This is a genomic window from Bradyrhizobium sp. AZCC 1693, from assembly GCF_036924745.1.
Classification (GTDB): domain Bacteria; phylum Pseudomonadota; class Alphaproteobacteria; order Rhizobiales; family Xanthobacteraceae; genus Bradyrhizobium.
In genome coordinates this window covers 4,037,738-4,055,836 of sequence record NZ_JAZHSD010000001.1, presented here as the reverse complement: position 1 = coordinate 4,055,836, position 18,099 = coordinate 4,037,738, and the positions used below count along the sequence as shown (strand labels likewise).

The window sequence follows — 18,099 nt, the reverse complement described above, 5'->3', positions numbered from 1 at the left end:
GAGGCAAAAAAGTTTCACTTCGCGGGCGCAGTTGGGCTGTGCGCGGATTGCGGCTCGTCACATCGGACAATAATGCGATAGGCTGTCATCCGGCCAGCGTGGCAAACCGGGGGGACGTCAGATGTATATTTCCAACGAAGGCATTCTCGTTGTTCTGTTTGTCGGACTGGTCGCCGGCTGGCTGGCCGGCAAGATCGTGCGCGGCACCGGCTTCGGCATTATCGGCGACATCCTGATCGGCATCGCCGGCGCGCTGCTCGCCAGCCTGCTGTTTCCCAAACTCGGTGTCCGTATCGGCACCGGGCTGGTGTCGGAGATCGTCTACTCCACCATCGGCGCCATCATCCTGCTGCTGGTCGTGCGGCTGATCCGCGGGCGAATGTAACGCGCGCTATTTGGCGCGGCCAACCGCCTCCACGATCCAGCGCCGCACCGCGGCAATCCGGCGGTCCCGCGCCTGCTCGGTGCGGGAGACGAGATAGATCGTCTCGCAATGGCTGGCCTCGAACGCAAAGGGCGCGATTAGCTTTTTGCCAAAGCCCCCGGTTGAATATTATTCATCTGAGCTGAGAAAACCCCTTTGTTGCATTCTCTGGCTTTTGCCAGACTGGCCCAATGTTCGAAATTCCTGATCTCAGGATACCCTGACATTGGCCATCTTCGAGCCCTTTGAAGCTGCCGCTGTCCTCGGTGCTGGGACCGGCGGACTGGACCCATGGCATCGCCCAGCCGTTTAGGGGTGTGGTGGCGGATTCGAACCCGATCTCACGGTTCAGTTGTTCCGCCAGCCGGAAGGCCGATGGGTCGGTATTCGCGCCCAGGCCAATTGGCGGCCGGCGGGCGGGTTGGGTGCCGGAAGCGGCGTCCTGCTCGATATCAACGGCGAAATCGGCCGGGTCTCGATGCCGGTGATTCTGGTGCCGTTTCCGCCCAGCCCGAAGGTCGAACCCGCCGGGCGGCTGGCGCCGGCGTCAAATTAGCGGCCCAAAACGCGCGACTTCCGTCTTCACCCCCTTCATATGGGGGAACTGGATGCAGGTTAACGTGACATAAATAGACGGTGTCCAAAAACATCGGTAGAACCTGCACGTACCTTATCCTTTTGAAGAGATACGCATTAATGGCAGCCGCTCCCGTCCGGCGTTCCGAGCTCGGTGAAGCGCTGCGCGCTTGTCGCAACGCCTTTATCGGCGTCGGCGTCATGAGTTGCATGATCAATTTGCTGTACCTCACCGGCTCGATTTTCATGCTGGAGGTCTACGACCGCGTGCTGCCGAGCCGCAGCGTGCCGACCTTGGTCGGTCTGGTGATTCTCGCCGGCGGCCTCTACATCGCGCAAGGCGGCCTCGATCTGATCCGCGGTCGCATTCTCGGCCGCATTGGAACCGCACTCGACGAAGCCCTCAACACGCGCGTGTTCGAAACCGTGGTGCGGCTGCCGCTGCTGGTCGGCAGCCGCAACGAGGGCCTGCAGCCGCTGCGCGATCTCGACAATGTCAGGTCGTTTCTCGGCAGCATGGGGCCGGGCGCGTTCTTCGATCTGCCGTGGCTGCCGTTCTATCTGGCGATCTGCTTTGCGTTTCACTGGCTGCTCGGCGTCACCGCTCTGGCCGGCGCCGCCGTTCTGGTGACGCTGACGCTGATCACCGAGTTCCTGTCGCGCACGCCGGCAAAGGAGGCGATGACGTTGGCCGCGCGGCGTAATGATCTGGCCGCCACCAGCCGGCGCAACGCCGAGGTGCTGGTCGCGATGGGCATGTCCGGACGGCTAACGAGGCGCTGGAGCGAGGCCAACGAGACCTATCTGGCGGGCAATCAGCGCGCCAGCGACATTGCCGGCGGCCTGGGGGCGGTCGCAAAAGTCTTGCGCATGATGCTGCAATCGGCGGTGCTCGCGGTCGGCGCCTATCTCGTGATCCACCAGGAGGCCACCGCCGGCATCATCATCGCGGGCTCGATCCTGAGCGCCCGCGCGCTGGCGCCGGTCGATCTCGCCATCGCCCACTGGAAAGGTTTCGTTGCCGCGCGCCAGAGCTGGCATCGCTTGTCCAAGCTCCTGCAGCAAATGCCGGCGGCGAATGAACAGACGCTTTTGCAGGCGCCCTCGAAGCGGCTGTCGGTCGAGGCCGTCAGCATCGTGCCGCCGGGCGACCAGCGCGTCATCGTGCAGGACGTCAATTTCGCCGTCGAGGCCGGCACCGGCGTCGGCGTCATCGGTCCGAGCGGTTCGGGCAAATCGTCGCTGGTGCGCGCGCTGGTCGGCGTCTGGATGCCGGCCCGCGGCAAGGTGCGGCTCGATGGCGCGGCGCTCGACCAGTGGTCGTCGGACGTGCTCGGCCGCCACGTCGGCTATCTGCCGCAGGACGTCGAATTGTTCGCCGGCACCGTGGCGCAGAACATCTGCCGCTTCGATTCGGAAGCGAAGTCGGAGTCGATCATCGCCGCGGCCAAGGAAGCCGGCGTGCATGAGATGATCATCAAGATGCGCGAGGGCTACGACACCCAGATCGGCGAGCAGGGCACCGCACTTTCGGCCGGCCAGGCCCAGCGCGTGGCGCTGGCCCGCGCGCTCTACGGCAATCCGTTCCTGATCGTGCTCGACGAGCCGAATTCCAATCTCGACAGCGAGGGCGACGAGGCGCTGACGCGCGCAGTGCGTAGCGCGCGTGAGCGCGGCGCCATCGTGGTCGTGGTGGCGCACCGGCCGATCGGCATCGAGGCGGTCGACCAGCTTCTGGTGCTGAAGGACGGCCGCATGCAGGCGTTCGGTCCGAAGGAAACCGTGCTCGGCCAGGTGTTGCAGCGCGTCGCACCGCCGACGCCGATCAAGATCGTGTCCGAGGCAGGAGTCGCGAAAAAATCATGACCGATGAGCTGAAGGGCGCGCGGCGCTCGATACGGATGCATCTCATCGTTGGGCTCTCGCTGATGCTGGTTCTGGCCGGCGGATTCGGCGGCTGGGCCTCGACGGTGCAGATTTCGGGCGCGCTGATCGCGCCGGGTTCGGTGGTGGTCGATTCCAACGTCAAGAAGGTGCAGCATCCGACCGGCGGCGTGGTCGGCGAGGTCAGGGTGCGCGACGGCGACATCGTCAAGGCCGGCGACGTCGTGGTGCGTCTCGACGAGACCGTGGTCAAGGCGAGCCTCGCCATCGTCGTCAAGACGCTGAACGGATTGTGGGCGCGCGCCGCGCGGCTGGAGGCCGAACAGCGCGGCCTCGACCAAATCAAGTTTCCCCCACAGCTGACCGATCAGGCCGGCGATCCCGATGTACGCGACGTCATGGCGAGCGAAACCAAGCTGTTCGAGGTGCGGGTGTTCGGGCGCGCCGGACAAAAATCCCAGTTGCGCGAGCGCGTCTCGCAGCTCAACGAGGAAATCGCAGGGCTGACGGCGCAGGAGCAGGCCAAGGAAAAGGAAGTTGCGCTGGTCGAGAAGGAACTGGTCGGCGTGCGCCAGCTCTACGAGCAGCGCCTGATCCAGATCTCGCGCCTGACGGTGCTGGAGCGCGACCTCGCCCGGCTGTCGGGCGAGCGCGCGCAATACATCGCCGCGCGTGCGCAGGCGAGGGGCAAGATCACCGAAACCGAGCTGCAGATCATCCAGGTCGACAAGGACGTGGTCAGCGAGGTCTCCAAGGATCTGCGCGAGACCAACGACAAGATCGGCGAGTTCGTCGAGCGCAAGGTCACCGCCGAGGATCAATTGCGCCGCATCGACATCCGCGCGCCGCAGGACGGTGTCGTGCTGCAGTCGACGGTGCATACCGTGGGCGGCGTGATTACCGCCGGCGACGCCATCATGATGGTGGTGCCGCGGGCCGACGATCTCTCGGTCGAGGCCAAGGTCAATCCGCAGGACATCGACAAGCTGCAGATCGGCCAGAAGACGCTTCTGCGGCTGTCCGCCTTCAACCAGCGCACCACGCCGGAACTCAATGGTGTGGTGACGCGCGTCTCCGCCGACGTCACCACCGACCAGCGCACCGGCCAGAGCTACTACACCATCCGCGTCTCGCTGCCGCCGGCCGAAGTCGCCCGCCTCGGCGACAACGTCAAGATCATCCCGGGCATGCCGGTGGAAGCCTTCGTCCAGACCGGCGACCGCACCATGTTCTCCTATCTGATGAAGCCGTTCAGCGACCAGCTGATGCGCTCGTTCAGGGAGCGGTAATTCATCCCCGCTGTCGTCCCTGCGAAAGCAGGGACCCATACCCACCGACTTACGTTGTTGAAACGAAGCCGTCGAACAGCGTCTCTCAAAACACACGGCACGGCGTATGGGTCCCTGCTTTCGCAGGGACGACAGTGTGCCCGCCCCTACCGCCGATCGTATTCATCCGGCCCCATCGCCCAAGCCCACCGCTCGTGCCCCGGCGCGTAGGTGCGGTTGGTCTCGGCCGGGTTGCGGTTGACCAGCGGGCGCATGAACATCGGGTGCGTCGCGCTGCGCACCTCGTGCTCGACGGTGAACAGGTGCCGGCCGCCGTCGAGGTCGATGATGTCGCGAAAGCGGTATTGATACTGGTTGTCTTCCTGCGAGATCAGGCCGCGTTCGCGCAGGCGACGGTAGGGACCTGAAAAATCCGTGATGTAGATCTGCACGTGATGGCCGTCGAACTCGGGCTGAGGCCGGTCGGTCTCGCGGAACTGCAGAACCTGATCCTTGCCGGCCTTGACCCGCGCCACGGCGTTATCACCGTTCAGGAACTCGGCCTGCATCCCCATGATCTGAGGATAGAAGGCGCAGATCGCTTTCGCGGTGCCTGCCGGCACGTCGAACTCGACATAGGGAATGCCGAGCGTGATGCGCCCGAAGCGCGCCGCGTCCGGCTCATAGCATCGCACGCGGTTGCCCCAGGGGCAGATCGCCTCGACATGGTCATTATGCTCGGTGAATGCGAACGACGTTCCTTCCAGCTTCTTCGCCACGGATGCGAGCCGCGCCAGCAGCGCCTCGCGGCCGGCGATGACGATGCCGGTATGCCCGCGCAGCACCTGCGGCGCGCCATCAGGCAGATGAAACTGGCTCCTGCCGACATTGACCCACATGTTGGTGTCCGACACCATCAGATAGGGATCGCGGGTCAGCCCGAGGCCGGCGATATAGAACAGCGTCGCCAGTCGCTGATCGGGAATGGTGACATTGACGTGCTCGAAATGGATCGAGTTGCCGAGATCCTCAGCGGCGCGGTCGAATGGCTGTTGCATGGATATGGTCCTCGGGTCAGTACCTGTAAAATCTCCCCGTCGTCCCTGCGAACGCAGGGACCCATAACCACCGCACTTGATTGTTGGGCGAAAGCCGTCGAACAGCGTTCTCTCACAACAAGCGACACGGCGTATGGGTCCCTGCGTTCGCAGGGACGACAGCTTACTTCGACAAATTCTCCAGCAGCAGATTCAACGCCGTCTTCGCAAACGCCTGCATATTGGCTTGCCGGTCGGCACTCCCGGTTTCCAGCGTGAACACCGATTGCGACGGCCCAGCCACCGCCATGCAGCTATGCCCGGCGGCGTCGCCATAGCGGTTGCCGGTCGGGCCTGTTGCGCCGGTTTCCGACAATCCCCAGTCGGTCGCAAAGCGCTGGCGGACCTGGCTTGCGAGCAGCTTTGCGTAGGGCTCGGATGCAGAGCGGATACCCTTCATCGCCTCGTCGGGAATATCCATCAATAGCCGTCGCGCGTCGCGGGTATAGACCACGGCGCCGCCGAGGAAATAGGCCGATGCGCCCGGCACCGACAGGAGCGCCGCCGAGATCAGGCCGCCGGTTGAAGATTCCGCGACTGCAATCGTCTGTTTCCGCGCGATCAGTTGGGCGGCGATCTTTTCGGCTGTTGTTACGAGTTCATTCATGTTCTCTCAACCCCGGCGCAGCATTCGCTTCAGCACGGCCTTCTTGTCGGTTTTGTCCGCGAGCGAATGATAGACGACGCGAATAAAATTCTTGGAGGCCAACTCCGTCGGCGCCCATTTCTTGTCGAGATCGGCGAAGGGCTTGGCCGCCACCACATCGTCTTCGCTCTTGCCTTGGTTCACCAGCGCCGCCATGCGGTCGCGCGCGGTAACGAGCATGGCGCGATATTCGGTCAGCGCCGCCCTGTCGGCGATCGGGCCGTGGCCCGGCACGATGCGGCTCTTCGCGTTGGTCAGCTTGATGTAGGCGTCGGTCGCCGCGATCATGCCCCTGATGTTGCCGCCATTGGCGAAGTCGATGTTGGGATAGCGGCCGTTGGTGAAGGTGTCGCCGGTCGCCAGCACATTGGCGGTCTTGAACCAGACGTAAGTGTCGCCGTCCGTATGCGCGTTGGCGATGTGCCGGAGATCGGCGACGCGGCCGGGAAGTCTGATCTTGAACATCTTGCCGGCATAGGTCTTCGACGGCAATGCGCCTGCTGCGGCCGGTGGCGTCTTGACGCCGGTCAGGCCATTGGTGGTTCCCTCGGCCAGGCGATTCCTGACGTTGATGTCGGCAACGATGATGGCGCCGTCCTTGGCAAAGGCTTCATTCCCGCCGGTGTGGTCGCCGTGATAGTGCGTGTTGATCAGATATTTGACCGGCAGGTTGGAGATCGTCGATATCGCGGCCTTGATCTTGTCGTGCAGCGGCGCGAACTGGCCGTCGACCATGATAATGCCGGCTTTCCCCACCGCCACGGTGATGTTTCCACCCTGGCCCTCGAGCATGTAGACGTTGTCGCCGAGGTCGATGGTCTTGATCTCGACCTTGGAGAAATCGACCGGCGGCGGTGCTGCGGGCGAGGCAGGGGGTTGTTGCTGCGCGAATGCGCTGCCGGCCAGCAACAGGGTTAAGACAATCGCCGTACGTCCAATCCTAGTCATCGAAAATCTCCCCAAAGCCCTTACCCATGTTTTCCTAGCACAGGGGGCCAGCGTTTGCCGAGTTGCGGGCTGCAGACCAGCCTGCTTGAATGCGCTTAAAGAACCAAGCGGCGATGCCTACAAGATGCCGTGAGACCGCGCTCGCGAACGAGGAAACATCATGACGTCGCCGATTGCCGGCGGCGTGGATTGCGATCTGCATCCCGCCGTTCCTCATCTGACCGGCCTGTTGCCCTACATGAACGACTACTGGCGCGACCAGGTGACGACGCGCGGCATGACCGATCTGGTCTCGCAATCCTATCCGACCAATTCGCCGATCTCGTCGCGGCCGGACTGGCGGCCGGGGCAGGGCAAACCGGGTTCAGACCTCGCCGACATGCAGAAGCAGGCGCTCGACCGCTTTCAGGTGAGCTATGGCATCTGCAATCCGCTCTACGGCGTGCAGATGGTGTTCTCCGAGGACATGCAGGACGCGTTCTGCCGCGCGCTGAACGACTGGCTGGCCAGGGAATGGCTCGACCGGGATGCGCGGCTGCGCGGCTCGATCGTGATTCCTGCGCAAAGCCTCGAAAAATCAGTTGCCGAGATCGAGCGCTGCGCCAAGGACAAGCGTTTCGTCCAGGTGCTGATGCTTGTCATGGGCGACATGCCCTTGGGCAAGCGCGCCTACTGGCCGATCTATGCGGCGGCCGAACGGCTGGGTCTCACCATCGGCATCCACGCCGGCAGCGCCTATCACAACCCACCGACCTCGGTCGGCTGGGGCTCCTACCACATCGAGGATTATGTCGCGCAGGCCACCGCGTTCCAGACCCAGCTCACCAGCCTGATCGTGGAGGGCGTGTTCGCCCGCCACCCGAATCTGAAGATGGTGATGCTGGAAAGTGGCTTCACCTGGCTGCCGGCCTATCTGTGGCGGCTGCACAAGTTCTGGCGCGGGATACGGATGGAAACGCCGTGGGTCGATCGCGCGCCACTGGAGATTGTGCGCAGCAACATCCGTTTCTCGCTGCAGCCGGTCGATGCGCCGCCCGATCCCGCAACCCTGAACCGCCTGTTTGACCATATGCAGTCGGACGAATTGCTCCTATTCTCGACCGACTATCCGCACTGGCAATTCGACGGCGACGAGGTGCTGCCGCCGGGGTTGTCGCCGGATCTTGTTCGCAAGATCATGATCGACAATCCGCTCGCGACCTACGGCCGGTTGGAATTTGCGAAGGAGGCGACGCCATGAACGTCCAGTTCCGCGACCGTCCGGAGCCCGCGTCACCCGTCAGCGTCAAGACCGCGATCGCCGATTGCGACATCCATCCGGCGCGCGCGACCGCGGACGAGCTCTATCCCTTTCTGGAAAAACGTTGGCACGACCATCTCGAGGCCTACGGCAAGCAGGCCTATCACGGCATGATGGAAGGCCCGCCCTATCCGAAGGCGCAGCCGAACGCCTCGCGCCGCGATGCCTGGCCGCCGGAAGGCGGGCCGCAGGGCTCCTCGCTGTCCTTCATGCAGAAGCAGCTTCTCGACCCCTATAACGTCGCACTCGGCGTTCTCAATCCGCTCGCCAGCGGGCAGGGCCTGCGCAACCAGGATCTGGCCGGCGCGATCTGCACCGCGATCAACGACTGGCAGATCGAGAAATGGACAGCCAAGGATTCCCGCCTGAAGGGCTCGATCGTCGTCGCCAATGAGGACGGCCTTTCCGCCGCCGCCGAAATTCGCAAGCGCGCAGGCGACAAGAATTTCGTTCAGGTGCTGCTGCTCTCGCGCAATGTCGAGCCGCTCGGCCAGCGCCGCTACTGGCCGATCTACGAGGCGGCGCAGGAGATCGGCCTGCCGGTCGGCATTCATGCCTTCGGCTTCGGCGGCAATCCGCTCACCCCCCGTCCGGCTGGCCGAGCTTCTATATCGAGGAGATGGTCGGCCATTCGCAGTGCCAGCAGACCGTGCTGGCGAGCCTGGTGCTCGAAGGCGTGTTCGAGCGATATCCAAAACTGAAGATGGTCATGATCGAGGCCGGCTTCGGCTGGGCGCCGTCGCTTGGCTGGCGGCTGGATAAGAGTTTCGAGCGGCTGCACAGCGAGGTGCCGTATCTGAAACGCAAGCCGTCGGAATATATCCGCGACCACATCTGGTGGACCACGCAGCCGATGGAGGACCCGGAGCGCCGCAACCATCTGTTCCAGGTGATCGAATGGATCGGCTGGGACAAGCTGTTGTTCGCCACCGATTACCCGCATTGGGATTTCGATGAACCGTCGCGCGTGCTGCCGGCCGGCGTCAGCGACGCCAACCGCGAAGCCTTCTATCTCGGCAATGCGAAGAAGCTGTACGGGATTTCTTGATGGCGCGACACGTCATTGCCCCGGTGGACGAGTTGCCGCCGGGCACGCGAAAATTCCTCACCATCGACGAGCGGCCGATCGCGATCTTCAACATCAAGGGCGAGTTCTTCGGCCTGTTGAACCGCTGCCCGCACCAGGGCGCGGCCTTGTGCGAGGGCCCGCTGATCGGGCTCGCGCAATCCTCCGATCCCGGCGAAATCGAATACACCAGGCTCGGCGAGATCATCCGCTGTCCCTGGCACGGCTGGGAATTCGACATTCGCACCGGGCAATCCTACTGCGATCCGAAGCGTTTTCGCGCGCGCGCCTATCCGGTCAATGTCGAGCCGGGATCGGCGGTGGTGAAAGGGCCGTATGTCGCGGAAACGCTCGCCGTGTCGGTCGAGAGCGACTACGTGGTGGTGGATTTGTAGGCGGGCGTCGTTGCGATCGTAGGATGGGCAAAGGCACGTCAGCGCCGTGCCCACCATCTATCACCGATCGCGCTTCGTGATGGTGGGCACGCTGTCGCTTTGCTCACCCTACGGCCTAGAGGGAGCGGCGCGCGAAGCTGGGCCGATCGCCGCGCGCGGTCAGGCCCTTCTGCTGAGGCTCAATACGCGCCTTTCAGCGGGGTCCAATTAAACTGCGGCTGCGGCGTCGCTCCTTGTATGGTTTCGGCCGGGGCTTGTGCGGCTGTATTTGCGAACGAAGCCGGGGCCATCGTCCCCGGATAAGGGGTTTGGGCCACGCTTTCAGCGCGCAACGCTTGGCCAAGATGCATTGCGCATCCACTCATCTTCCCACTGAGCATTGCGTCCTGCGCCTGAGCAATCTCCCTTTCCGCCATGAACTTGGCAGGGCTGTCGGCCATAGCCTCGGCTCCGCCTTCAGCTTTGGCGAAGTTGTCGCCGCTACATCCGACACCGACCTGCACGGCGTGATGGACGTGCGCGGCATATGCGGGCACAAAAGCGTAAGCACCTGCAGCCATTACGGCTGCACCTAGCAACTTCCTGAGCATTGTTCGTCCCTTTTTTGTTTTGCAGTCCGGCGTTATTGCCGGACCAGCCAAACAACACCAGCTGCGTCCAATCGACGCGGGTGATCAGAATGAACTTCCCGCGATTTCGCGCGATCCAAATGTGATCGGCGGTAATTGCAATGCCCTTATGCGCTCGCCACATGCGGTCCTTAGAGCGGCGGGTCCCGGCCGCTTATTGGTCGCTATCGGCGCATGGCGGGCGTCGATCGAGCCGCACCGATCAAGCTCGATGAATGAGTACGCGTCCTAACGCGTTGTACGGCTCGCCTCACTTACAAACACGCTCGGCGTGCAAAGCTGGCGGCTGTGGGCCTGCCTGTTGGCTTTCGTGGCCTTCCGCCGAGTGCTAGCGTTCAGGCCGAACCCACTCATCTGGGGGAACGCTCCATGAACCGGTTTGGGTGGGCTTGCATTGCTGTTTCCGACGGATCTGACCTCGTTTCTCGACCTCATACGCCAACACGGCGATGCGGCCTACAGCTTCATGTTTGCCTATGCGGCCTCGCATAGCCTGCTGCTTGCGCTGTTCGCCGGCTACGCGGCGCATTCGGGCGCGCTGGGTCTTGGCGCGCTCATCGTGATCTGCTGGTTAGGCAGTTTCACAGGCGACGTCATCCGCTTCTGGATCGGGCGGCGCTATGGCGCCCGCTTGCTCGATCGTTTTCCGCGGTTCGAGCGCACCGTGCAGACCGTCGTCCGCCTGACGGATCGTCACTATGTCTGGATGATCCTGTTTCACCGCTTTCCGAATGGCATCCGCGGTCTCGCGGGATTTGCCTACGGGATATCGCGGCTGCCCTGGTCCACCTTCCTCGCGCTCAACTTCGTCGCGGCGGGTCTTTGGTCCGGCGCCGTCGTCTCGGCCGGCTATGCCTTCGGTCAATTCTCGGAGACGTCCATCAACAATGCTTCTTCGGGCCTGGGCATCGTGATGCTGGTCGCGTTCCTCGGCCTGTCCTGGTTGCTCAGCAGGAAGCTCGATCAGATCATGGAGCGATACTGAACCGCGAACGCGCGGTTGCGGATCGCCGCAGGGTGGGCAAAGGGCGCTCTTGCGCCGTGCCCACCATCTCGCGCATCACTCAGAATGGTGGGCGCGCTTCCGCCTTCGCTCGTCGAGCCAAGGCGGACAAGTCGCTTTGCCCATCCTACGTTTGCTACTCGTCCATTGGGCCGCCAAGGGTACGACGAAGCCGCTGCGCTTCGCGCCACGTCTCACCGGCCTCTTTCGCAAAACGGGCGAGCTTGGTTGCTACGTGCACGATGATGAGTGTGATCATGACTAGCGGTCCGCCTTGACAAGCAAGCGACTGATTTGACGCTCCGCATCGTCCGACAGCTTTTGCAGCCCGTGGGTAGCAATATACTCCTCGACAACGCGGTCAGCCCGTCGCTGATTGGATTCGGCGTACGCGCTCAATAATCGTGCGAAAAATGAGGATCTTTTGGTCGGAGCAGAAAGCCAGGCCCCAGTGGTTAGTACGTTCGCCATAGATGGCTCCTTTTCGGAGTTGTCCTTGGGGCGAATTTCCTACCTGCATCACAGATAGGTACTGGTGGACGCCAATGCCAGATCAAATAGCGCGCATTCGTGCATCAATTTGCACCGTGCGATGCGCGAAGCAGTCACGTTCCGGTGACTCAAATCAACGGCTGAGGATTAGCTGTAGTTCAGACGGCAGTCGGCTTGGCTGCAAGCTTCATGACTTCGTCGGAGTGCGACCCGGTGCACGGCCATCCGGGCTTCGCTCGGGATCGCGGTCACGCAGGCCAAGCGAGAAGTATTTCCTCGCGACGGCATCGAGCAGCGTCGCTATCAATTCCTGGTCCGACTTTTCCTCGCGCTGTTTGGCGTCCAGCAAAACCTTTTCGACCTGCCTGTCGAAATAGGCAGCGGTGACGTCGTCAACCGCCGGCGCAATCAATGCCAGTCGCGCTCGCGCACGGGCGCGTTCGTATTTTGCATTGGCCATCGCAACCCTCGATGCAAAACGGACTTCCGTTTGGCCCTTTGAGACAGGACGCTCAGAACTAACCGGCTGATTTTCAGTCCGTTCCGGTTGCAAAACACGAAACTATGCCGTCGCCGAACATTTTTCCGCGAAGCGAAATGGCAGCGAACGATCGGACCGGGCCTGGCCGGAATGGCCGTCGCGCTCGCCCGACGGGTTCTAGGTGGTGGCTGGCGCTGGCGGTAAGGGCGTGACGCTTGTTTTGCGCTTGCCATCGTAGCGGTCGGCCAGGTCCAAAAGCCGCTGCTTGATGAATGGGTCGGCCTTGGCCGCGATATCGCGAACTTCCCGGGCCCGTTGCTTGTAATAGTCCTCGTTCATGGCAACCGCATTTTCCCCAAAACCCAATATGCCATTTTCCCGATAAATACCACGTCGGCGCCCGTGGCCAGGCAGGCAATATTCGGACTACAACTAAGGTAGCGGCATCGTCGAACGTGAAAGGCCCCATCTCGGTGGGGCCTTTTTCCTGGGTCTGACTGCATACGTTCCGCGGATATCGCGTGGGTTCGCGTTCGCAAAAACTTGGAACGTTGAGCGTACGACTGGATTGGAGAGTCGTATCAGCGCAGATACATCCTCAGTCAGAAACATCGATGGCCTCAGCGCCTGTGCCGGGCTGAGGCCGTCGCTCTTTGCCCGGCAGGCGATCACCTTCGCCGCGCGTCTCGCGATGTCCAGCAAGCGAAGCGTAACCCGCCGTCCATCGATGAAATGGCGGCGGGTTACGCTACGTTAAGCCCGCGCCTGGCGAGATCGGTGTCATTCCCCGGTGCGCAAGTGCGCACCTGAGATGCAAACCTCGGGCGCAATGCGCCGCGAGAATGCCGCCTCATAATCCGTTGTCATCGCCCGCCTGGTGCGCAATTGCGCACTGGGGCGGGTGACCCAGTATCCGAGACAGCAGTGATCGAACCGAGAAGCCGCGGCGTACTGGATGCCCCGCCTTCGCGGGGCATGACGGGTTTCTGCGGTGCCCACCGCTAATGTGTTTCCGGCCTTACTCCCCCGCCCCATGCATCGCCTTCCGCTCCATCGCATAGCGCACCAGCGCGGCGAAACGATAAATGCCATGCACGAACTTGCCGTAGGGCATGGTGACGAACAGCGAAAACACCACGCCGAGATGCAGCGCGAGCAGCGGCCCCATCGCTGCGGTCTCGCGCAACAGCAACAGCGCCATGCCGGTCAGGCTGGTGAGAAACAGCATCGCGATGAACGCGATATCCATGCCGTAGCGCGCGTCATCGACCAGCACGGGATCGCGCTTCCATCGCTCAGTGAGCAGGCCGATCGGCCCGATCAGCAGCCCGACGCCGCCGAGCGTGCCCAGCACCACGGGCAGATCCCACCACGCATACGGCGCTTCGCGGGCCAGGAGATAGTGATAGAGCGTCGCGACGCAGGTCGAGGCGAAGCACAGCGCAAAGCCGTAGAACGTCAAATGATGATAGAGCCTGCGGCGGTCGGTCGGGCGGTCATCCTCGTTGAAGCAGCCGACGCCGCCGCCGTCGAGATAGCGCAGCTCGCCGGCATCGCGGATCGCCTGAAACAGCGCGGCCGCATCGGTCTTCATGCCGACGGGCTCGCCGATATCGCGCCAGAACGCGCGCACGCCCATCACCAAAGCCACGATCGCATAGAGAAACGCCGCGCCGAAAAGGGCGGCCATCGCATTATGCGGCATCAATTTGTAGAACGCGCCGGCGCCGGTATGGACGCCGAACAGCACCTGGCGGTCGTTCAACGCGGCAAAGCCGAAGATGAACGCGGCGACGCTGAGCGCGGCAACGAGGCTGATGACGAGCCCGTTACGCGCAAATGCGCCGGCGAATGCGCGGGGCCACGTATAGGCCGCGTAGGAATCGGCCCGCGCCACTGCGAGCGTCTGCGGGACGTTGACGTTGAATTCATGCGGCGGCGAGAACTGGCAGTCGGTGTAGCAGGCGCCGCAGGCGTGGCAGAGATTGGCGAGGTAGTTGAGGTCGCCGTCGGAGAACGCGCGGCGCATCTCCATCGCCGGAAACACCGCGCAAAGGCCCTCGCAATAACGGCAGGAATTGCAAACCGTCATCAGGCGGTCGGCCTCTTCCAGGATTCGCGTTCCGTGCATCCGTTGCTTCCTGCCTTCGCGCCAGCCCGCTTACCTCGTCAGCCCCTTGCCCTCGAGCCATTTCTGGATCAGGGCGGCGACCTCGGCGTTGTTATTGTCCATCATCACCATGTGCGAATTGCCCTTGATGCCGGCCTGCGGCAGGTCGACGACATCGACGCTGCCGCCGGCGGCCTTGATGGCGTCCGCAAAGGCGATGCCGTTGGCGCGGATTTTCGGCCAGCGCGAGTCCTTCTCGATGTAGTCGCCATAGACGATCAGCGTCGGAATGTTTTTCAAGGCATCGACCTTGGCCGGATCGCCGAGGCCGGCCGGCTCGATCGCAATCAAGGCCTTGACCTTATCGGGCCGCGCCTGCGCGACCTTGAAGCCGAAACTGCCGGCCTGGCTGTGGAACAGGATGACGGAAGGACCGACGCGGTCGATCTCGGCGATGTAAGCAGCGATGATCGCATCATCTGTCGTGGTCCAGCGCGGCACGTTCTGCTTGACGAAGTTCTCATAGCCCTCGTTCGGGAACTGGCTGCCGGGCATCAGCTTGCGCTTGGCCGGATCCGGATTGTAGGAGCCTGCGCCATCGCCGATGCGAAACCGCTCGAACGGGTTGGCGGTGGTGAGGAACACCGGCTCGCTCTTGAAGATGTCAGGGTATTGCGCCCAGCCGGCGCGGCCGCGCTCGACCGCATCCGAATTGTAGACGGCCCAGCCCTTGCGCAGGAAATAGTTCAGCCAGCCCTCGCGTCCATCCGGTGTCGTCTCGTATGTGACGCCGGTCAGCCCGCCGCCATGCCACATCAGGAGCGGATAGGCGCCCTTCTCATTGGCGGGCAGAAAATACTGCGCATACATCTGCTCGACCTGATAGGTGCCGTTGGGATCGACTTTTGCGGGCACGCCGCCCGGCGTGAAGGTGACTTCCTTCACCGGCTTGCCGCTGATCTCGACCAACCTTCCGCCGACATGGAACGAGCCCATGTCGCGCAACGCGATCGGCTCGGCGGCGTTGGCGAGCGTCGACGCCGTCAGGAGCGTTGTAATGAAAGCAAATGCAATGCGCGACATGTTTCCTCCCGTCGTTGTTATCTCCCTCTCCCCGCCCTTCGCGGGGAGAGGGTAGGGGTGAGAGGCTCTCTCCACGCACCGTGCTCGCTGAGAGAGCCCCTCACCCGGATCGCACCGGACGATGCTTCGCATCGCCGAGCGCGATCCGACCTCTCCCCGCGAAGAGCGGGGAGAGGTTACTCGCTAATTCCTCGCATTCTTCGCCGCTTCTCGTCCCGCCACCCGTCCGAACACGCTGCCGATGGTCATGCCGATGCCCGCCGCATAGCCCTTGCCGAGCACGTTGCCGGCCATGATCTCGCCGGCCGCGAACATGTTGGCGGAGGGCTTGCCGTCCTTCATCACCATGCGCGACTGCTTGTTCACGCGGGTGCCGAGATAGGTGAAGGTGATGCCGGGCCGCACCGGATAGGCGAGATAGGGCGGCGTCTCGATCCTGCGCGCCCAATGCGTCTTCGGCGGCGTGATGGCAGCGGTACGGCAATCATCGAGGATGGTGTGATCGAACGTGCCGGGCTGCACCGCGGCGTTGAAATCGGTGATGGTTTTTTCCAACGCGGTCGGCTCCAGTCCGAGCTTGCTGGCGAGTTCGGCAATGGTAGCGCCTGCGATCGGCGGAAACAGCGTCGGCATGAAGCTCGTGACAACAGTCGAATCGAAAATGATGTAGGCGATCTGGTCCGGTTGGGCTGCCACCAGCCGGCCCCAGATGGCATAGCGCTTCGGCCAGATGTCCTCGCCCTCGTCATAGAAGCGCTGGGCGTGCTTGTTGACGACGATGCCGAACACCACCGAATCGTGCCGCGTGATGATGCCGCCGTCGAATTTCGGCGCGCGGGCGTCGATCGCGACCGCATGGCATTGGGTGGGATCGCCAATCTCCTGCACGCCCTTGTCGAGCAGCATTTTGAGGATCGAGCCTCGGTTATAGGGCGTGCCGCGGATCAGGAAATTGTCGGCAGCCTCGCCCCAATATTCCTTCAGCCATTCGATGTTGGCTTCAAAACCGCCGGCGGCGGCGACCAGCGCCGAAGCACGGATTTCAGCGGCGCCATCGATCGGCTGCTTCGACGTTGCGGACAGAAACATGCCGTCTTCGATCTGGAGGTCGGTCACTTCGGCGTCGTAGATGATCTCGACGCCGAGTTTTTCCGCGGTGAGATAGAGCGCGTTCAGCATCGCACGCCCGCCGCCGAGGAAGAACGAATTGGTGCGGCCGAGGCTCAGCGTGCCGCCGAGCGAGGGCTGCCAGCGCACGCCCTGTTCGACGATCCAGTTCAGAATGTCCTTGGACTCCTTGATCATGAACCTGGCGAGTTCCTCGTCGGTCTGACCGCCGGTCAGGACCAGCAGATCGTCCCAGAACTCTTCCTCGGTGTAGGGACCGGTAAGGATCTCGGTCGCGGCATCATGCGCGCAACGCATGTTGCGGGTGTGGCGGGTATTGCCGCCGCGATAGAATTTTGGCGCGCCTTCCAGCACCAGCACGGAGGCGCCGGCGCGCCGAGCGCTGATGGCGGCGCAGAGAGCGGCGTTACCGCCGCCGATCACCAGCACATCGAATTTTTGACTGAGATCGACCATGCGCTCCTGTTATCGTTGTTGGCATGGAAATCAAACCGGCGCTCGGCCAGGCAAGTCCATCCGCTCCAGCGATTTTCTAGCCTGATGAAGAGGCCGCGTCACGCGTCTCGTGCGCCTTCGTCGGTGATCCGCGCAGCGGCATGCGACGATGTCGCATGCAACTCGCATCGCGGAATATCTGCGATGTCAGGGCTTGCTCTGCACGGAGGCGAGCAGCCACTGCCGGAAGGCTGCGAGTTTGGGCGGGTCGGTTCGCCCCGAGGGCGAGACCAGATAGAAACCGGCGTCGACTGGAAATGCGATATTGAAGGGAACGACCAGCCGTCCTTTGGCGATGTCTTCCTGCACATAGGCGGTGCGGCCCATCGCAACGCCGAGGCCGTCGATCGCGGCCTGCACGGTCATGAAGATCAGGTCGAACGTGACGCCGGGCTGTTTCGAAAAATCGGCCGGCAGTCCGGCGGCCGTCAGCCACAGCCGCCAGTCGTCGCTGTTGGCGTTGCTGGTGTGCAGCAGCACGTGATCCCTGAGGTCCTCGGGGCATTTCAGCGGCTTGTTGCCATGGAGCAGCGCGGGGCTGCAGACCGGGAACAGCTCGTCCGCCATCAGCCAGTCGGCGCGGACGCCCGGCCACTGGCCGCGGCCGTAGCGGATCCCGGCGTCAACATTGTCGCGCTGGAAGTCGACCAGATTGGTCGAGGTGGTGATGCGCACATCGATGCCGGGATGGGCTTCCTGAAAGGCAGTCAGCCGCGGCAACAGCCATTTGGCGGCGAGCGATGCCAACGTCGAGACCGTCAGCACATGGTCATCGTCCTTGCGCAGCAGGCGGTCGGTCGCGAGCCTGAGGTCGTTGAACGCGGCGCGGATGCCGGGGAGATATTCCTGCGCCTGCTGCGTCAGCGCCAGCGAACGGTTCTGGCGGATGAACAGGCGAACGCCGAGCTCCTCCTCCAGCCGTTTGATCTGATGGCTGATCGCGGTCTGCGTGACGTTCAGCTCGGAGGCGGCCTGCGTAAAACTCAAATGCCGGGCCGCGGCCTCGAAGGCGCGCAATCCATTCAGCGACGGCAGCCTGGCGGTCATTCCGCGATCCCCAGATGCATGAGTTTA

Annotated in this window: 18 protein-coding genes and 1 pseudogene; 8 read left to right on the top strand and 11 right to left on the bottom strand. The window is 63.0% G+C overall.

What is annotated here, in order from left to right; all coding sequences use genetic code 11:
* Positions 1–121 precede the first annotated feature (121 nt).
* The 4 genes from V1293_RS19385 to V1293_RS19370 all read left to right on the top strand — a co-directional run bounded on the left by V1293_RS19385 (position 122) and on the right by V1293_RS19370 (position 4,173).
* Positions 122–385, top strand: coding sequence for a GlsB/YeaQ/YmgE family stress response membrane protein (locus tag V1293_RS19385; protein WP_334511447.1), 264 nt, complete (start codon positions 122–124; stop codon positions 383–385).
* Between the two features lie 460 nt (positions 386–845).
* Positions 846–980, top strand: coding sequence for a hypothetical protein (locus tag V1293_RS19380; RefSeq protein WP_334511446.1), 135 nt, complete (start codon positions 846–848; stop codon positions 978–980).
* A 140-nt stretch (positions 981–1,120) separates the two neighbouring features.
* A complete protein-coding gene (locus tag V1293_RS19375) occupies positions 1,121–2,866 on the top strand; it encodes a type I secretion system permease/ATPase (protein ID WP_334511445.1) in 1,746 nt (581 codons plus the stop codon).
* Positions 2,863–4,173, top strand: coding sequence for an HlyD family type I secretion periplasmic adaptor subunit (locus V1293_RS19370; protein ID WP_334511444.1), 1,311 nt, complete (start codon positions 2,863–2,865; stop codon positions 4,171–4,173). Before V1293_RS19375 ends, V1293_RS19370 begins: the two co-directional genes overlap by 4 nt.
* 146 nt (positions 4,174–4,319) lie before the next feature.
* On the opposite strand, the gene V1293_RS19365 is transcribed toward V1293_RS19370, so the two are convergent.
* The 3 genes from V1293_RS19365 to V1293_RS19355 all read right to left on the bottom strand — a co-directional run bounded on the left by V1293_RS19365 (position 4,320) and on the right by V1293_RS19355 (position 6,843).
* On the bottom strand, positions 4,320–5,210 hold the full coding sequence (locus tag V1293_RS19365) for a hypothetical protein (RefSeq protein ID WP_334511443.1): 891 nt from the start codon (positions 5,208–5,210) through the stop codon (positions 4,320–4,322).
* A gap of 163 nt (positions 5,211–5,373) precedes the next feature.
* Positions 5,374–5,856, bottom strand: coding sequence for a CinA family protein (locus V1293_RS19360; protein WP_334511442.1), 483 nt, complete (start codon positions 5,854–5,856; stop codon positions 5,374–5,376).
* A gap of 6 nt (positions 5,857–5,862) precedes the next feature.
* Complete coding sequence (locus V1293_RS19355) at positions 5,863–6,843, bottom strand: MBL fold metallo-hydrolase (protein WP_334511441.1); 981 nt, start codon at positions 6,841–6,843, stop codon at positions 5,863–5,865.
* A 160-nt stretch (positions 6,844–7,003) separates the two neighbouring features.
* Between V1293_RS19355 and V1293_RS19350 the strand changes: the two genes are divergently transcribed.
* The 3 genes and pseudogenes from V1293_RS19350 (at position 7,004) to V1293_RS19340 (ending at position 9,604) form a co-directional block, all read left to right on the top strand.
* A complete protein-coding gene (locus tag V1293_RS19350; RefSeq protein WP_334511440.1) occupies positions 7,004–8,083 on the top strand; it encodes an amidohydrolase family protein in 1,080 nt (359 codons plus the stop codon).
* Positions 8,080–9,191, top strand: a pseudogene (locus V1293_RS19345) (amidohydrolase family protein). Before V1293_RS19350 ends, V1293_RS19345 begins: the two are co-directional and overlap by 4 nt.
* Positions 9,191–9,604, top strand: coding sequence for a Rieske (2Fe-2S) protein (locus V1293_RS19340; RefSeq protein ID WP_334511439.1), 414 nt, complete (start codon positions 9,191–9,193; stop codon positions 9,602–9,604). Before V1293_RS19345 ends, V1293_RS19340 begins: the two are co-directional and overlap by 1 nt.
* Positions 9,605–9,783: 179 nt before the next feature.
* Here the strand turns inward: V1293_RS19340 and V1293_RS19335 are convergent, their stop codons facing one another.
* Positions 9,784–10,164: a hypothetical protein gene (locus V1293_RS19335; RefSeq protein WP_334511438.1), complete on the bottom strand. Its 381-nt coding sequence runs from the start codon at positions 10,162–10,164 to the stop codon at positions 9,784–9,786.
* A 463-nt stretch (positions 10,165–10,627) separates the two neighbouring features.
* Between V1293_RS19335 and V1293_RS19330 the strand changes: the two genes are divergently transcribed.
* Positions 10,628–11,218 carry a DedA family protein gene (locus tag V1293_RS19330; RefSeq protein ID WP_334511437.1) on the top strand — a complete coding sequence of 197 codons (591 nt, stop codon included), beginning with the start codon at positions 10,628–10,630 and terminating at the stop codon, positions 11,216–11,218.
* Between the two features lie 154 nt (positions 11,219–11,372).
* Here V1293_RS19330 and V1293_RS19325 read toward each other — a convergent pair whose 3' ends face one another.
* The 7 genes from V1293_RS19325 to V1293_RS19295 all read right to left on the bottom strand — a co-directional run bounded on the left by V1293_RS19325 (position 11,373) and on the right by V1293_RS19295 (position 18,072).
* The gene (locus V1293_RS19325; RefSeq protein ID WP_334511436.1) at positions 11,373–11,495 is read right to left on the bottom strand and encodes a hypothetical protein; all 123 of its coding nucleotides are present in this window, start codon (positions 11,493–11,495) and stop codon (positions 11,373–11,375) included.
* A 420-nt stretch (positions 11,496–11,915) separates the two neighbouring features.
* Complete coding sequence (locus V1293_RS19320) at positions 11,916–12,188, bottom strand: hypothetical protein (RefSeq protein ID WP_334511435.1); 273 nt, start codon at positions 12,186–12,188, stop codon at positions 11,916–11,918.
* Between the two features lie 198 nt (positions 12,189–12,386).
* The gene (locus V1293_RS19315) at positions 12,387–12,548 is read right to left on the bottom strand and encodes a hypothetical protein (RefSeq protein WP_334511434.1); all 162 of its coding nucleotides are present in this window, start codon (positions 12,546–12,548) and stop codon (positions 12,387–12,389) included.
* Positions 12,549–13,227: 679 nt separating this feature from the next.
* Entirely contained in the window at positions 13,228–14,340 is a 1,113-nt protein-coding gene (gene tcuB, locus V1293_RS19310; protein ID WP_334511433.1) for a tricarballylate utilization 4Fe-4S protein TcuB, read from the bottom strand.
* A 30-nt stretch (positions 14,341–14,370) separates the two neighbouring features.
* A complete protein-coding gene (locus V1293_RS19305) occupies positions 14,371–15,402 on the bottom strand; it encodes an esterase (protein WP_334511432.1) in 1,032 nt (343 codons plus the stop codon).
* Positions 15,403–15,585: 183 nt separating this feature from the next.
* The gene (gene tcuA, locus V1293_RS19300; RefSeq protein ID WP_334511431.1) at positions 15,586–16,986 is read right to left on the bottom strand and encodes an FAD-dependent tricarballylate dehydrogenase TcuA; all 1,401 of its coding nucleotides are present in this window, start codon (positions 16,984–16,986) and stop codon (positions 15,586–15,588) included.
* Positions 16,987–17,172: 186 nt separating this feature from the next.
* Entirely contained in the window at positions 17,173–18,072 is a 900-nt protein-coding gene (locus V1293_RS19295) for a transcriptional regulator GcvA (RefSeq protein WP_334511430.1), read from the bottom strand.
* Positions 18,073–18,099: the final 27 nt, after the last annotated feature.

What these genes read in the sequence shown, in the direction of transcription:
- V1293_RS19295 (WP_334511430.1), bottom strand. Translation starts at nt 18,072, where the DNA reads ATGACCGCCAGGCTGCCGTCGCTGAATGGATTGCGCGCCTTCGAGGCC.
- V1293_RS19340 (WP_334511439.1), top strand. Translation starts at nt 9,191, where the DNA reads ATGGCGCGACACGTCATTGCCCCGGTGGACGAGTTGCCGCCGGGCACG.
- V1293_RS19305 (WP_334511432.1), bottom strand. Translation starts at nt 15,402, where the DNA reads ATGTCGCGCATTGCATTTGCTTTCATTACAACGCTCCTGACGGCGTCG.
- tcuA (WP_334511431.1), bottom strand. Translation starts at nt 16,986, where the DNA reads ATGGTCGATCTCAGTCAAAAATTCGATGTGCTGGTGATCGGCGGCGGT.
- tcuB (WP_334511433.1), bottom strand. Translation starts at nt 14,340, where the DNA reads ATGCACGGAACGCGAATCCTGGAAGAGGCCGACCGCCTGATGACGGTT.
- V1293_RS19325 (WP_334511436.1), bottom strand. Translation starts at nt 11,495, where the DNA reads ATGATCACACTCATCATCGTGCACGTAGCAACCAAGCTCGCCCGTTTT.
- V1293_RS19350 (WP_334511440.1), top strand. Translation starts at nt 7,004, where the DNA reads ATGACGTCGCCGATTGCCGGCGGCGTGGATTGCGATCTGCATCCCGCC.
- V1293_RS19385 (WP_334511447.1), top strand. Translation starts at nt 122, where the DNA reads ATGTATATTTCCAACGAAGGCATTCTCGTTGTTCTGTTTGTCGGACTG.
- V1293_RS19365 (WP_334511443.1), bottom strand. Translation starts at nt 5,210, where the DNA reads ATGCAACAGCCATTCGACCGCGCCGCTGAGGATCTCGGCAACTCGATC.
- V1293_RS19375 (WP_334511445.1), top strand. Translation starts at nt 1,121, where the DNA reads ATGGCAGCCGCTCCCGTCCGGCGTTCCGAGCTCGGTGAAGCGCTGCGC.
- V1293_RS19335 (WP_334511438.1), bottom strand. Translation starts at nt 10,164, where the DNA reads ATGGCTGCAGGTGCTTACGCTTTTGTGCCCGCATATGCCGCGCACGTC.
- V1293_RS19320 (WP_334511435.1), bottom strand. Translation starts at nt 12,188, where the DNA reads ATGGCCAATGCAAAATACGAACGCGCCCGTGCGCGAGCGCGACTGGCA.
- V1293_RS19355 (WP_334511441.1), bottom strand. Translation starts at nt 6,843, where the DNA reads ATGACTAGGATTGGACGTACGGCGATTGTCTTAACCCTGTTGCTGGCC.
- V1293_RS19360 (WP_334511442.1), bottom strand. Translation starts at nt 5,856, where the DNA reads ATGAATGAACTCGTAACAACAGCCGAAAAGATCGCCGCCCAACTGATC.
- V1293_RS19370 (WP_334511444.1), top strand. Translation starts at nt 2,863, where the DNA reads ATGACCGATGAGCTGAAGGGCGCGCGGCGCTCGATACGGATGCATCTC.
- V1293_RS19315 (WP_334511434.1), bottom strand. Translation starts at nt 12,548, where the DNA reads ATGAACGAGGACTATTACAAGCAACGGGCCCGGGAAGTTCGCGATATC.